The 15,194-nt window shown below is 54.4% G+C and carries 10 protein-coding genes and 1 pseudogene; 4 read left to right on the top strand and 7 right to left on the bottom strand.

Annotated elements, in window-relative coordinates:
• Positions 1 to 52 precede the first annotated feature (52 nt).
• A complete protein-coding gene (locus IAE55_RS04840; protein ID WP_105444416.1) occupies positions 53 to 949 on the top strand; it encodes an AraC family transcriptional regulator in 897 nt (298 codons plus the stop codon).
• A 266-nt stretch (positions 950 to 1,215) separates the two neighbouring features.
• Here the strand turns inward: IAE55_RS04840 and mgrA are convergent, their stop codons facing one another.
• From mgrA to IAE55_RS04820, 4 genes are all read right to left on the bottom strand, one after another.
• Positions 1,216 to 2,220, bottom strand: coding sequence for an L-glyceraldehyde 3-phosphate reductase (gene mgrA / locus IAE55_RS04835; protein WP_116229396.1), 1,005 nt, complete (start codon positions 2,218 to 2,220; stop codon positions 1,216 to 1,218).
• A gap of 179 nt (positions 2,221 to 2,399) precedes the next feature.
• The gene (locus IAE55_RS04830; protein ID WP_076169657.1) at positions 2,400 to 3,143 is read right to left on the bottom strand and encodes an NAD-dependent protein deacylase; all 744 of its coding nucleotides are present in this window, start codon (positions 3,141 to 3,143) and stop codon (positions 2,400 to 2,402) included.
• A 199-nt stretch (positions 3,144 to 3,342) separates the two neighbouring features.
• Positions 3,343 to 4,011 (bottom strand): bifunctional 2-keto-4-hydroxyglutarate aldolase/2-keto-3-deoxy-6-phosphogluconate aldolase, encoded by a 669-nt coding sequence (locus tag IAE55_RS04825; RefSeq protein WP_089550331.1) that lies wholly within the window; start codon positions 4,009 to 4,011, stop codon positions 3,343 to 3,345.
• A gap of 78 nt (positions 4,012 to 4,089) precedes the next feature.
• Positions 4,090 to 5,058, bottom strand: coding sequence for a sugar kinase (locus IAE55_RS04820; RefSeq protein WP_200631247.1), 969 nt, complete (start codon positions 5,056 to 5,058; stop codon positions 4,090 to 4,092).
• A gap of 373 nt (positions 5,059 to 5,431) precedes the next feature.
• Between IAE55_RS04820 and IAE55_RS04815 the strand changes: the two are divergent.
• Positions 5,432 to 5,677 (top strand): annotated as a pseudogene (locus IAE55_RS04815) (KGG domain-containing protein); the annotation flags it as partial.
• A 260-nt stretch (positions 5,678 to 5,937) separates the two neighbouring features.
• Positions 5,938 to 7,623: a dihydroxy-acid dehydratase gene (gene ilvD / locus IAE55_RS04810; protein ID WP_181152987.1), complete on the top strand. Its 1,686-nt coding sequence runs from the start codon at positions 5,938 to 5,940 to the stop codon at positions 7,621 to 7,623.
• Between the two features lie 213 nt (positions 7,624 to 7,836).
• On the opposite strand, the gene IAE55_RS04805 is transcribed toward ilvD, so the two are convergent.
• Positions 7,837 to 9,249, bottom strand: coding sequence for a polysaccharide deacetylase family protein (locus tag IAE55_RS04805; RefSeq protein ID WP_145157801.1), 1,413 nt, complete (start codon positions 9,247 to 9,249; stop codon positions 7,837 to 7,839).
• A gap of 196 nt (positions 9,250 to 9,445) precedes the next feature.
• Between IAE55_RS04805 and IAE55_RS04800 the strand changes: the two genes are divergently transcribed.
• Entirely contained in the window at positions 9,446 to 10,603 is a 1,158-nt protein-coding gene (locus IAE55_RS04800) for an AI-2E family transporter (RefSeq protein ID WP_200631245.1), read from the top strand.
• Here the strand turns inward: IAE55_RS04800 and IAE55_RS04795 are convergent.
• Positions 10,569 to 12,347: a peptidoglycan D,D-transpeptidase FtsI family protein gene (locus IAE55_RS04795; protein ID WP_325168604.1), complete on the bottom strand. Its 1,779-nt coding sequence runs from the start codon at positions 12,345 to 12,347 to the stop codon at positions 10,569 to 10,571. The genes IAE55_RS04800 and IAE55_RS04795 overlap by 35 nt on opposite strands.
• A 227-nt stretch (positions 12,348 to 12,574) precedes the next feature.
• Positions 12,575 to 14,773, bottom strand: coding sequence for a methyl-accepting chemotaxis protein (locus tag IAE55_RS04790; protein WP_325168603.1), 2,199 nt, complete (start codon positions 14,771 to 14,773; stop codon positions 12,575 to 12,577).
• Positions 14,774 to 15,194: the final 421 nt, after the last annotated feature.

Genomic DNA, 15,194 nt, shown 5'->3' with positions numbered 1-15,194 from the left:
GTGTAAGAAGGACCGCATTTATTTTGATGTTTGTGAAAGGATCGATGAATCCATGATTCCGCAGGAGACCTACTCCGTTGCTTCAAACCCCGTCTATCATGACGACGGCCCGCTGCACGTGCTGTTTGCGGGAGAGAGCCAGACCAGGCCTGTGCATGCTGTCGGGCCAAAAATTTATGATTACTATCTGCTTCATTATGTAGAAGAGGGAAAAGGGACGTTTCGAACCGAGCAGCGCACCTATGAGCTCGGACAAGGGAGCTGCTTTCTCATTCATCCCGGCCAGCTGGTCAGCTACGCCTCCGACGCCGGCGAGCCTTGGCGCTACCGCTGGACCGCCTTCTCCGGCAGAGAGGCGCAGGGGCTCCTGGCGAACGCCGGCTTCGACCCGCTGCATCCGGTGCTCTTTACCGACGGGGACACCATGATCCCCGGCTCCATTGAACGGATGCAGGAAGCGTTCTATACGAAGCAGGAAAGCGCCGATCTGGCGTCGCTCGGCTATCTGTACCTGATCTTCTCGGAAGCGCAGAATATCCTGTCCAGCCATTCCCGGCTGACGGGAACGGAATCGCAGGTGCAGCGGACCGTCAAGCAGATGATCCACTACATGTCGGCGCAGTACGCCCATCCGGTCTCCATTGAGCAAATGTGCGACAGCCTCGGTTATAACCGGGCCTATCTGTCGCGGATTTTCAAGAAAGAAACCGGCTGCTCGCCGGTGACCTATTTGCTTAAGCTCCGCATCGATAAGTCGCGCCAGCTGCTGCGCGAACGGCCGGAGCTGTCGATCGAGCAGGTGGCCGCCTCCGTCGGGCTGACGGACGCCCTGTATTTTTCCCGCCAATTCAAGCGGCTGTGCGGGCAGTCCCCGACGGCGTACCGCGCCGTCGTAACGGCTCCGGACCTTGTCGCTTCCGCCCGGCCGGACTCGCAGCGCGGATCCTAAGCGCTTGGCACACAATAACCCGCATGCCCTGCCCTCCGGCAGACAAGCGGGTTATTGTGAGTTAGGCCCATGATAAGCGGGTTATTTCGATTAAGGGCCAGACAAGTGAGTTATTGCGCGTAACGCGTAAGATGTGCGTAAAGTTAATCCAAGCCGGTCATACACCTGATATACGCGCAAGGTCAACCGCAGGATGGTCGCTAATATGGACTTAAGTTTCCGTCACTGGAATATGCCTCTCATCGATCCGCAGGATATCCACTAGATCAGGATTCGCTTTCCGTTTTTAAAATCGCTTCGATCCGGTCCAGCTCTTCCTTGCTGAATTCCTGATTCTTCAGTGCAGCCACGTTGTCTTCGATCTGGCTAACACGGCTGGCTCCGATCAGTGCTGAAGTCACGCGCCCTCCGCGCAGCACCCAGGCCAGCGCCAGTTGGGCCAGGCTTTGGCCGCGGGCGGCGGCAAGCTGGTTCAGCGCCCGAATTTTGCGAAGCACATCCGGCGTAATGTTGCTCTCGTTCAGGAAGACCGACGGGCTCGCGGCACGCGAATCTTCCGGAATGCCGTTCAGGTATTTGTTCGTCAGCAGCCCTTGAGCCAGCGGGGTAAAGGCAATCGTGCCGATCCCCTGCTCATCCAGCACGTCCTGCAGGCCGTTCTCGATCCAGCGGTTCAGCATGGAATAGCTTGGCTGGTGGATCAAGAGCGGCGTTCCCAGCTGCTTCAGGATCGCGGCGGCTTCCGCCGTCTGCTCCGCCGAATAATTCGAAATGCCGACGTACAGCGCTTTACCGGAGCGCACAATATGGTCAAGAGCCATCATCGTTTCTTCCAGTGGAGTATCCGGGTCAAAGCGGTGCGAATAAAAAATGTCGACATAATCGAGACCCATCCGCTTTAAGCTTTGATCCAGGCTGGAGACGAGATACTTGCGTGATCCCCACTCCCCGTAAGGACCGGGCCACATGTAATACCCGGCTTTGGACGAGATAATCAATTCATCCCGGTGGCTCTTCAGGTCTTGGGCCAGAATCCGGCCAAACGTTTCTTCCGCCGAGCCTGGTGGAGGACCGTAGTTATTCGCCAGATCGAAGTGGGTAATTCCTAAATCAAACGAGCGGGTGATCATATTCCGCGCATTTTCGTACGTATTGATTCCGCCAAAATTATGCCAGAGTCCCAGCGATATGGCCGGGAGCTTCAGTCCCGAACGGCCACAGCGGTTATAAGTCATCTCTTCGTAACGTGATTCGCTTGGTGTATATGCCATTGATATCCGCCCTTCTCTCTCACGGTTAATAGACTACTAGAACCATCATAAATCCTCGGCAAGGCATTTGACAAGAAACCGATTACACGGGCTGGAGGTCCCGGCTAATATCCTTCCTGTTAAAAAGGGATGGACTAAGCTGTTACCACGCTTACCGCGCTATGAACATCTGCCACCCATTAAATACCCAGTTTCCGCTCCACCTGCTCCATCACTTCGCCGATTTTATCAGCGATCAGCAGATCCGCTTTGCGGTCATATGGAGTGGGGTCCATATTCAGGAGGACGGTGCGGCTTCCTTGAAAATAGGACACCAGGTCCGCCGCCGGCTGAACCGTCAGAGAGGTGCCGCCGATGATGAGCAGATCCGCCTGGGAGATCGCCTCCACCGCACCAAAGAGTACCTGCTGGTCCAGCGGCTCCTCGTACAGGACGACGTCGGGCTTGATGATCCCGCTGCAGCTTGGGCAGCGCGGAACGAGCTTGTTCGTCGCCATGATGTGCTCCAGGTCGTAAAACGCCCCGCAGCCCATGCAGTAGTTCCGGTGAACAGAACCGTGCAGCTCCAGCACCTCTTTGCTTCCCGCCTTCTGATGCAATCCGTCGATGTTCTGGGTCACGACAGCCTTCAGCTTGCCGGCTTGCTCCAGCTTGGCCAGCATCCGGTGGCAGCCGTTCGGGGCCGCATCGGGATGCAGCATTTTGCTGCGGTAAAAATCAAAGAACACCTCGGGAAGCTTCATAAAAAAGGACCGGCTCAGCATTTGCTCCGGCGGGTATGGCAGATGCTGTTCAGTCTGATACAGCCCGGCGGCGGAACGGAAGTCGGGAATGCCGCTTTCCGTCGACGTTCCCGCTCCACCGAAAAAAACGATATTGCCGCTTTGTTCAATCCAAGAGGCAAGCGTATCTATGTTCTGCACGATATGGTGCACCTCCACAAGTGTTGGTCCTTTTGATCCGATCCGCGGCTTCTCGCTTCATATGGAATAAGGGACCAGCCCGCCTCCACATGCGGGACGGCAGGCTGTATGGTGTAGTACCCGTTACGATCGGGTTTGATTCATAATGCTTGGGTTTTACTTATGATACAATGATTCCGCTCACAACATTCCGGCCGGCTTACAGCTCCGACTTCGCCTTGCGGTAAGCCTCCATGTACTGCTCCGCTTTCGTGCGGACATGGCTTAAATCCCCGGTCTTCACAGCCTCGTTGGTCAGGTCCGAGCCGATGCCGACGGCCACCGCTCCGCCTTTGATCCAGTCGCCGAGATTGGACAGCGATACGCCGCCTGTCGGCATAAAGTCTGCTTGAGGCAGAGGTCCCTTCATCGTCTTGATGATAGACGGATCGTACAGGCTGCCAGGGAACAGCTTCACGATGTCGACCCCGAGCTCGAGTGCCTGCTGCACTTCGGCGATCGTCATGACGCCAGGCAGAATCGGCACCCGGTACAAATTGCACAGCTTAACCGTGTCGGGATTCAGCGAAGGACCGACGACAAACTGGGCTCCAGCCATGATGGAGGCGCGCGCCGTCTGAGGCTCCAGCACCGTTCCCGCTCCGATGATGGCGAATTTGTCCGGGTCGCTCGTCTCCCAGCTGTACATCCGGCTGAGCTTCTCGATCGCATGCAGCGCTCCTGGCACGGTCAGCGTAACCTCGATGACCTTGATCCCGCCGGCAATTGCCGCCTCCGCCATGTCAAACACCTGATCAGCCGAATCTCCGCGCAGAACGGCAACGACGCCGTTATCGATAATTTTTTGCAAAAGCTGGATTTTTTTCACAATGACCGCTCCTTTTGTTCATTATATGGAAAAGCCTGAAAGATGTCTATTTCCAGAGTACCCCTGCACTCTTTCGCCTTATCTCTCAATATGCGCCTTGTTGCCGAGCTTCGCCTCGACCTGCTCCCAAGTCGGAAGCGCTTCCCAATCACCCACGGCCTGAATAACCATGGATCCGGTAAGATTCCCCAGACGGGTCGCTTCCACAGCGCTTTCGCCCTTCAATAGCCCGGCGATAAAGCCGGCACAGAAGCCGTCACCCGCTCCGACGGTATCCAGTACGTTGTCGGCTTTGAAGTACGGAACCTCCGTTACGTTCCCCTGCTCCAGCACATAAGTCAGGTCAGGACCGCCTTTGATGATCGATACGGCTTTCAGTTTGGAAAGGCTTGCAAAAATCCCCGCGTCATCGTCCGTATCGTACAGCAGCTTCAGCTCATCGAGGCCCGGTAAAAAGTAATCCGCCTTTTCGGCCAGACGCAGCAGCACGCCCCGCGCCTCTTCCAGACTCCACAGCTTCAGGCGGAGATTGGGGTCAAAGCTGATTTTGACGCCGGCTGCCGTGGCAATATCTATAGCCGCTTCGACACAGGCAAGCCCGGACGGGCTGATCGCCGCCGTGATGCCGGTCACGTGTAAAATTTTAGCTCCGGCAATATAAGAAGCATTCAGCTGATCCGGCTGCATCCGGCTTGCCGCCGAGCCTTTCCGGTAATAGTACACCGACGTGCGGCCCGCCGTATTTTCCCGGATCATCATGCCTGTCGGCGCGTCAACGCCGCGTACCGTCTGCGACACGTCGACGCCTTCGCCGCGGATCGACTTGTAAATCATGTCCCCGAGAGGATCCTTTCCCAGCGCCCCGAACCAGCCTGAGGTGTGACCCAGACGGGCGACGCCGATGGCCACATTGCTCTCCGCTCCGCCAAAGGATTTATGTAAGGTGGAAGCATACTCCAGGCCGCGGGAATCCTGCGCCGTGAACAGCCCCATGCTTTCTCCGAACGTGACAAGCTCGGGTGATCCAGGTAGGTTACTATCCTGCATGTTTTCTTCCCCTTTCCGTTACTTGGTCTGTCCCTATTGTCAGCGGAGGAAGAAGGGTTGTCAATATGTAACAATTGAAGCGGAGCCGTATTTCTCTCCTCCTCTCCACGGGCTTATCCGCTAGGGCTGATCCGATAGGCCTCCTTCCGACAGCGCTGTATCCAAGCGAGTTATTTACCAATGATTTCATAATTTAATTGTTTCAATCCAAAAAAGCCGTGGTAAGTAAAGGATGCGCGCAACTAATATAGAGTGAACTAAGGCTAACGTCATCCGCACTTTCTCCGGAAGGCGGGTACGGACTTCGGGTCCGGAGGTACACTTTAGTTCAATCTATATCAATCAAAAAATACTTTCCAAGGAGTGATTTGAAATGGCACGTAACAACGATAATAACGGTAAAATGAGCAGAGAAGAAGCAGGTCGTATGGGCGGGGAAGCAACGGCCAAAAATCATGACAAGGAATTTTATCAGGAAATCGGCCGCAAGGGCGGCGAAGCCACTTCCAAAAACCATGACCGTGAATTCTATCAGGAGATCGGCCAAAAAGGCGGCGAAGCCACTTCCGAGTCTCACGATAAGGAGTTCTACAAAGAAATCGGCCGCAAGGGCGGCAAAAACTAATCCCTGCCTGACCATAAGCCAACAACAAGTGATTGATTGACATAAGCCAAAAGGCACCTTCATTCCCAGCGAATGGAAGGTGCCTTTTCCTGTTCGCCTGCCTGGGCCTAAAGTTCCCCGAATCTTTCGAACCATTGCTAGAAAAAGCTTTCATTTTGTGATAGACTCATTTAAAACCGTTTCGTTTTATACGGGCACTTTCATAGTTAACCGCGCTAAAGCGCGATACTTACAGTTAGGGGGAAAAAGACATCATGGCAGCTAATAAAATGCGCTCTGACATGATTAAGAAGGGCTTTGACCGCGCGCCTCACCGCAGCTTGCTCCGCGCGGCGGGCGTGAAAGAGGAGGATTTCGGCAAGCCGTTTATCGCCGTGTGCAACTCATACATCGATATCGTTCCCGGCCACGTCCACCTTCAAGAATTCGGCAAATTGGTCAAGGAGGCCATCCGCGAAGCCGGAGGCGTTCCGTTTGAATTCAACACGATCGGCGTTGATGACGGCATCGCCATGGGACACATCGGCATGCGTTATTCCCTGCCGAGCCGCGAAATCATCGCCGACTCGCTCGAAACCGTTGTCTCTGCACACTGGTTCGACGGTATGGTCTGCATTCCGAACTGTGACAAAATTACGCCGGGCATGCTGATGGGCGCGCTGCGCGTCAACATCCCTACGATCTTCGTCAGCGGCGGTCCGATGAAGGCCGGCGTCGACAGCAAAGGACGCCGCCTGTCCCTGACATCCGTATTCGAAGGCGTCGGTGCCCACCAAGTCGGCAAAATCAGCGACGACGATCTGTTGGAACTCGAACAATACGGCTGTCCTACCTGCGGTTCCTGTTCGGGCATGTTCACCGCGAACTCCATGAACTGTCTGGCGGAAGCCCTTGGACTGGCAATGCCGGGCAACGGAACGATTCTGGCGGTAGCCGAAGAACGCAGAGAGTTCGTCAAGCAATCCGCACGCCAGCTGATGGAACTCGTGAAGATGGACCTGAAGCCGCGTGACATCGTGACCAAGGAGTCCATCGACAACGCCTTTGCACTCGACATGGCCATGGGCGGCTCCACGAACACCGTGCTTCACACCCTGGCTCTCGCTCAGGAAGCCGGCATCGACTATCCGCTGGAGCGGATCAATGAAGTCGCCAACCGCGTGCCGCATATCTCCAAGCTCGCACCCGCTTCGGATTACTTCATCGAAGACGTTCATACCGCAGGCGGCGTAAGCGCCGTGCTGAACGAACTGCTCAAGAAGCCAGGCGCATTGTACGGCGACTGCATGACGGTTACCGGCAAGACGCTGGCCGAGAACGTGGCCGGCTGCGAAATCCAGGACAAGAACGTCATCCATCCGATCGACCAGCCATACTCCGAGCGTGGAGGCCTGGCGGTGCTCTACGGCAACCTGGCTCCGGAAGGATCCATCATCAAAGTCGGCGCCGTGGATCCATCCGTCGGCGGCTATCATAAAGGTCCTGCCATTTGCTTCGACTCCCAAGAGGAGGCGCTGGAAGGCATCGCGAACGGTAAGGTTAAAGAAGGCCACGTCGTCGTTATTCGTTACGAAGGACCTAAAGGCGGCCCAGGCATGCCGGAAATGCTGGCGCCTACGTCCCAAATCGTCGGCATGGGCCTTGGAGCCAAAGTTGGCCTGATCACGGACGGACGTTTCTCCGGCGCATCCCGCGGAATCAGTATCGGCCACATCTCTCCGGAAGCAGCTGAGGGCGGTCCGATCGCCTTCGTTGAAGACGGAGACATTATCGAGCTCGACCTGAACAACCGTAAAATCGAGCTTCTTGTCAGCGACGAAGTGCTGGCCGAGCGCCGCACCCATTGGAAAGGCTTCGAGCCGAAGGTGAAAACAGGCTATCTCGCCCGTTACTCCAAGCTCGTCACCAACGCCAGCCAAGGCGGCGTCATGAAAATCTAATCCACTCTGCATCGAAGTGAGATGCATCCGAGGTGCTTCATAAGTCGCTCCGACTTATGAAGCACCTTTTTTATATAAAGCATAAAGCTTTAAATAGTAAGGCTGCTTCATTCGGTTTCCGGTTCAACAACAAAAGGGCTGTCTCCAGCTGCGGTCTTTAACCACAGCCGGGACAGCCCCGATCATTAATATTTCGTATAATTGCTGTTTGATTTACACAGCAGGCGGCGTGCTGCCGATGCCCTGCGACGAAGCAACCAGATTCAGGTCAAGCATCTCGTCCTTCTTCTCCTCTTGCGGATCGGATGGCTCCTTCACTTGCTGCCGGCGGTGAGATCCGCTCTCGGAAAACCGCTCGACCAGCTGAGCGACGGGCATGACCAGCATTTTCGGAACCATCTGTTCCGAATGGTCCTTCAGCCGTTCCTGTCCGGACGGATTAATGATCCGCAGCAGGAATCTCAGGTACAGCTTCGACGACTTGGCGAACAGCCCGTCTTTTAAGTCGACGATTTTGAAGCCGAAGTTCTTTGGCCCCCGGTTAATCATCGTGACTCCGTATATGGCCTTCGCCTGCTGCAGTTCAGGGTCGTTGATGATAATCCGGGCCAGTTCCGGGAACTGATCTTCGGTGCCGCGGATCATCTGGATGGCCAGGTGCACCATCGATCTGGACCGGACACCGAGCCGGAACAGCTTCTCGTTATCGAAGTGCAGCTCGATGACTTTATCCCCCTTGGACAGCGTTGCGCCGTCATTCATCTCCACCGTTTGTCCCTTATAGGTGCGCAGCCGGTAATGGATGAAAGGATCATAAGGCCGGATCGATTTCAACCGGAACATCGCATGAAACAGCGTCTCCCACAGCAGCCAAACTTTGACCGAAGCCCGTTTCAGCCGCGGCAGCTTTCGCTCCGGCGCTTTCTCCTTCGCTTCGATCATCTCGTCGATCCGGATGGCTTTCATTCCGCGGCGCTCCGCTTCCTCCAGCACCCGCTCCAAAGCAATCAGCATCTGCTGTGGCGCGTCCGGGTTAGCTCCGGCTGTGAGCCCGCAATCATGCAGCAGCATCACTTCTCCGGGCTGAAGCTTGTTCAGCATCCGCTCGGTCAGCCGATCCGCGCCGATGCGTTCCCGCCAGTCGCCGAACATGGACGACCACAGGACGATCTTGAACTGGCTCCGCTTGGCAAAATCAAACAAATTCACGATTCCCCACGGCGGACGGTAATAAGAACTGCGCTCGCCGGTAATCGTATGAATAACCTTGTCGGTCTTCATAATCTGTTTCTTGACCGTTCCCGGCCGCATCAGCCAGTTCGATTTATGGACATAATTATGAATGCCGATCAGATGGCCTTCGTCATAGATCCGCTTGACGATTTCGGGATGCTGCTCCGCGTGCGAGCCGACGACGAAAAAGGTGGCCTTGGCGTTGTATCTTTTCAGCAGGTCCAGCAATTTCGGAGTGTACACCGAATCGGGACCGTCATCGAAGGTCAGCGCGTATTCATGCTCCGTGATCCCTCTGCGAAATACGCGGAAACCGAATATTCGGGTGATCAAGCCGGGAATAAACGCGTAAAACGATGAGATGTAAAATAACCAAAGCAGCAAAGTCTGCATGTCATATCCCCACTTTTCTCTGTATTGACTTTGACTTGCCGAAAGGCATGTGTTATTTGATAACTTTGATTTTCATAGGCACCCTATAAAAATCGCTACCTCTTATTTTATCACAGTGACTGAAGAAATAGGCGTTTTTTTATAAATCGTGTACAATGAAAAATAATCTGTTGTGAAAAGGAGAGATCCGCCCGCGATGCTTCCACTGTACAAAAAATACTGGCGAACCTTTGTGGATATCGGGTTCATCGTACTTACCGTTTTCCTCGTCATGTACATATTCAGCAAGCTGTACCAAATCGCCGCGCCCGTATTTTTATCGTTCGTCGTCTTCTTTATGATCGAACCGCTGGCCAAGTTTTTGCACAAGAGGGGCATGCCCAAACCGTTCGCTTCCGCCATTTCCGTACTCGTGTTTATTTTGGTAATCCTGGGGATCCTGTTCGGGGTCGGACTGATCGTTGTTTCCCAGTTCGCCCAGGTCCAAGATAATTTGCCCAAATACACGCATATGATTCAAACGGAATTTACCAAGCTGACGCAATTTCTTCAGGAAAAAATCGCAGCCCTGCCGCCAAATGTCACCGCAAAAATGAACGAGTATTTTACGACGTTAACGGATTATGCCAGCGGGTGGGCCACCGCTTTCTTTAAATATATGGTCGGACTGTTCAGTTCGTTCTCGTCCTTTATGGGCAACTTCGGCATCGCCATCATCCTGGCGTTTTTCCTCAGCACCGAAATTGGCAGCTGGAGAAAAGTGATGCGGGACAAATCGCCGAAGACGCTGAAGAACGCCTATACATTTCTGAAGACATATGTCCTGAAAGCCATCGGCTCCTACATCAAGGCCCAGCTGGTCATGGTGCTCATCACCCTCGTGCTCGTATATGCCGGGCTGTTGATTCTGCGCACAGGCAACGAGCTTGCACTAGCCTTGGTTTGTGCCGTATTTGATATTCTGCCGCTCGTCGGGGTTCCGGTTATCCTGATCCCATGGATCATTTATTTGTTTATTGTCGGCAATCTCAGTCTGGCGATCGGCCTTTCCGTCCTGCTCGTCGTGGTGCTTCTCACCCGCCAGCTGCTCGAACCGCGAATTACGGGCAATTCGATCGGCGTGTCGTCGGCATTCCTGATGCTCTCGTTCATGATCATCTCCCTGTCGATCTTTGGCATTGCCGGACTGATCCTCTCTCCCGTGCTGCTGATCCTGATCAAGGAACTGCTCCAGCAGGGATATTTGCAGAGCTGGATCCGCCTTCCGAAGGAAGAGTTCGACGTGTCGCCGTTTGATATGACCACCCGCACGCCGGATGCTACGCCGCCGGATGAGCCGCAAGCAGGTTCATAATGCGTCCGAACAGCACCGTCGCCTGGTTCCGGGAGGACGGCGACATATTTTGATACAGTACCGCAGCCGCGTATTTCGGTTGGTTCACGGGTCCGTACCCGATGAACCACTGATGATTACGCGGCTGTCCGTTTATGGTCACCTGGGCCGTTCCCGATTTGCCGGCTAGCGGCCATGCCGCGCCGCGGATCGACTGACCCGTTCCTTCGGTGACCACCTTTTCCATCCAGCCGGTAATCAAATCCGCAGTTGCCGGCTGGACGGTACCAAGGGACGACGGGGCCAAATGGGGCTTTAGCTCTTTCATCAGCTGGCCGTTGGCATACGAAACGCTCTCTAGAATTCGTGGCGCATGGACTTGTCCCTGCTGAAGAAGCGTCACGATCATGTTGGCGGCCTGCAGCGGGGTCACCTGTACATCGCGCTGACCGATGCCGGTCTGTGCGCGGATCCCCCCGTCCCGATCGGCCTTATCCGGATCGGCAAAGATTTTTCCGCTGTCCTCATGATCGAACGGGCGCAGAAGAGGCAGGCCAAGGATGTCCTTTTCCTCCCAACCCACCGTTCTTGCCAGGCCCAGCTTATGAGCGGCCGCTTCGATTTCGCCCGCTGACAGCCGCTCCGCCAGTTCCGCAAACACAGCGTTGCACGATTCGGCATAAGCCTCCGCGAGCGTAATCACGCCATGCTCTTTGGGGCAGGAAAGTCCATATTTACCGTATGCGCCGGTGCACGTAAAGGTTTCATCCGGAGAAGTGACGCCTGCCTCCAGCGCCGCTGCCGCGATGACCGTTTTGAATATGGAACCAGGCACGGCTGCCTGTAAAGCGCGGTTATTCCATGCCCTTTGCTGCGGGTTGACGTCCAAGGGATTGTAGAACGGCAGCGATACCATGGCCACCACATCGGCGGTTTGCGCATCAAGGAGGACAACGGCGCCCTCCTTCATCCCCGATTCCTTGGCCAGCTGCTCGATCTGCCGTTGCAGCTCCAGGTCCACCGTGGTGCGGAATTTGAGCGGATAATAGGCGTTACCTGGTCCTTTAATCCGGATGCCCGTACCCGGAATGGGCTGATCGCTTCCATCGACGGTATAATAGGCGGTCGTCGGACCCATCCCGCGCAGGAGCGGCTCCAGCGTCTTTTCCAGCCCGGCCGCCCCCTCCTGAAAGGCATACCCCGTGTGGATCAGATGCTTCTGCCCGGGCTGCTCCGTTAAATAGCCGAGCCACTGCATCCCGCTGGAAGCATCCTCATACCGCTTGGTATACGGCAGCACTTCGATGCCGCTGATTCCGGCCGTCCTTACCTGTTTTGCCTCGCTGTCCTTCAACGCCAGCGGAACGCTCTTGCGGGAGTCCGGCCACACGAGAGGGACGCTCAAGTGGTCCCATACCTTCAAGAAGGCGGCCTGATCCGTCTTCAGGACCCGGGTGACCGCATTCAGCTTGTCCTTCGCCTCTTGCCGGATGGAACCGGAAACCGGGAACAGCACGGCGGCGGAAACCGTCTTCCCTGTTAAAGGCTCGCCGTTTCTGTCGTAAAACTTGCCCCGCCCGGAGTCCAAAACGACGCCGCGCTCCCGCTGCAGCACCGACATTTCCTGCATCGTAAACCGGCTTCCGGGCAGCTCCGACCCCCTCATAACGAGCTGTATGTAGGCTAATCTCAATATGAGTACCGTCATCATAAACGAAAGGATGACCAGCACATAGAAAATGCGCTGCTTATGTTTTATGCTCAAGAAGAACCCCTCTTTATGCTTTTTCCACTCAGTATATCCTTCCACAGGCATGTCCAACCCGGCCAGCTCAGGCTGGATCCGTTCTCAGAGAACCAAAAAGCCAACGCATCCCCGGGAGGGAGACGCGTTGGCTCACTGTGAAAACTGTATATTGGGTTGGCACTACGCTGTCAACGTTGCTGCATTCGAATAAAGCTAAGTTTTGAACATGCTTCCTTATGCTTTCTCTAGTTCAACGTAAACCGGGACAGCGATTCCTTCAGCTGAATCGATACATTTTCCAGCTTGGCGGAGAGCTCAACGAGATGATCGCCCACGCTTTGCTGCTCATTGCTGAGCGAGGCTACTTCCTCGGAGGTCGCCGAGGATTCCTCTGCGACCGCGCTGACGTTGCTCATGCCTTCCGAAAGAACGCTGTGCGAATCATGCAGCGCTGATATCGATTCGGTTACGGATTGCAGCCGCTGCGTGAAATCGCCCATCTGTTCCTGAACCGATACGAAAATTTCGTTCGTTTCCTTCACCGCATTCATTTGGTGCTGGAACAGCGGATAAGCGTCCGACAGCGCTTCGACCGTTTCATTCATCTCGGACATGATTTGACCGGTGATCTGCCCTACCATGTCAATCGATTGTCTGGACTGGTCCGCAAGCTGGCGAATTTCGTCCGCCACGACCATGAAGCCTCGTCCGGCCGCCCCGGCCCGCGCCGCTTCGATCGTGGCGTTCAGGGACAGAATATTCGTCTGCTTCGTAATATTTTGCAGCACGACCAGCACTTTGTTGACAGAGCTTGCCGTCTGCTTCAAGGCATCCACCTTGTGCATCAGCTCACGCGTCATTTCTTCCGTTTGATGCGTTTTGTCCAGCAGCTCGTTCAGCTGTTTGGTTCCGTACTGGCTGGATTGTTCAACATGCCGCGCGGCGCTGCCCATTTCCTCATTGGCCGTGATCACCAATCCCATCTGCTTGGCCATATGCTCGGTCATCTCGTTTCCGCGCTCCGCCTCGGTAGCCAGACTGCTTGCCCCGTTGGCGATTTCCTCGGTCGCAATGGCAATTTCTTTGGCCGAGATCGCCGTCTTCTTGGAAGCATCCGTCAGCTCGCCCGCCGTTTCAAGCACGAGCTGGGCCGTCGTATTCGTCTGCTGAACAAGCTTCGTAATTTGGTCCACCATCAGATTGAAAGCCTGTCCCAGCTGACCGATTTCATCCTTAGACTTATGCTGTGTCCGCACGTTCAGGTTGCCCTTGGCCCCCTCCAGCATCAGATCCTTCAGCTTGCTGAGCGGGGTTGCGATCATCCGGGCCATCCAGAACCCGATCAGGATGGCGACCACGATCGCGCCAACGGCCATTCCCATGGTCAAAACCAGAATTCCCTTGGCGTCCTTGACCAGCATTTCGACCGGAACGGTTCCTACCAGCTTCCAACCTGTCGTCTCGAGCGTGTTGTATACGGCAAGGATTTCATTCCCTTCGTTATCCTGCGTTTCCAGGGTCTTGGCCGGTTCTGTCTGGCCCTGCATGAACGAAAGTGTGGCTTTGGTTCCTGCTTCACTGTTCACGGTAGAGGCAACGACTTGACCGTTAGCGTCGCCAACCTGCAGCTTGCTGCCGTCACCCAAGCTGATTCCGTTGAGCTGGTTTTCGATGACGTCAGTCTTAAGCTCCACGACAATGACGTAGGCTCCGCCGCGGGACAAGCTCTGCAGCGAGCGGACCAGCTCGAAGGAAACGCTTCCATCCTTACCCTTTGAAGAAGGAACCCATGATGTCTGATTTGTTTTCTTCGCATTTTTTAACCAGTCGGCTTCGCGGATCGTATTGATGTCCAGGCCGCCTGAACCGGAAGAGATGATGCGCTGCGACTCTTCGGGCGGAACCAGATAAATCGCTTTGATCGAAGAGTTGCTGTTCAGCTGGTTTGACAATTTTTTGTTGATCTGATCCGTAAGCACGAAATTCTGGTATTCATCCTGCCGGTTCCGTGCCAGCTCGTCGATGACGCTCTGCATTTCCGGATCAAAAAACATCTGCATCGCCATATCTTCATATTGCTTCAGAATGATATCCAATTTTTCCTGAGTTTGCTGGATCGTCTGGCTATTCGCCAGCGCCGTATTGTTCTTGATGGTGCTTTTGGCTTTGCTATAGGATGTTAGACCCAGGGTCAGCACGATCGCCGCTATCGCCACGAAAAAAATCAGGAACAGCTTCACGCCCACCGACTTGAACGGGTTTAAATTTTGCAGCTGTGCCCCGCTGATGCCCGGCAGGCTGGCGAACCGTGACGGCTTTTTCGGATCTCCCGGCCCTCCTGATGCTGCTGAAGCCTTCCGCTTGCTGCCGCTTCGCTCCTTTGAGCTGGAGCTATTCTGTTTCTGTTTTTCTTCCCCCATATCTTTCTTTCGAATCCATCCCACTCTCACTCACCGCCGTTTCAATTTCTTGCATTACGTCGTATGTAAGTTTAAAAAACGAATGCCTACTTTATTCTTCGACATTTTCCATCTCGAACCTTTGCTTTTTTGGCAATTTTTTTATAACTTTTTTCCTAAGCCTCATAATTCTATTGAACTATGCATTGGAATGCCCATTAAAGATGGTGAAACAGAGGCTGCCAGAGGCGGAAGACCTTATTATTCGACGAAAACAGTCAAGCCTCTTCTTTCTCTTTCGTATGAGAAAGGTACCATGCGGATGGTGCGTTCTCCTTCTAATTACATATTTTTTACATTTAAAATATTATTTTACAAAATAACATATTTATTTTATGCCTAATATGGTATAAATTGTATTACATCAGCTGATAGATTTGGAGATCTCCCAAAATATCGACAAAGG

Source organism: Paenibacillus sp. S28 (assembly GCF_016624415.1).
GTDB classification, from domain to species: domain Bacteria; phylum Bacillota; class Bacilli; order Paenibacillales; family Paenibacillaceae; genus Paenibacillus_AQ; species Paenibacillus_AQ favisporus.
Note: the sequence above shows the minus strand (reverse complement) of the source record. Positions and strands in the feature narration are given on the sequence as shown.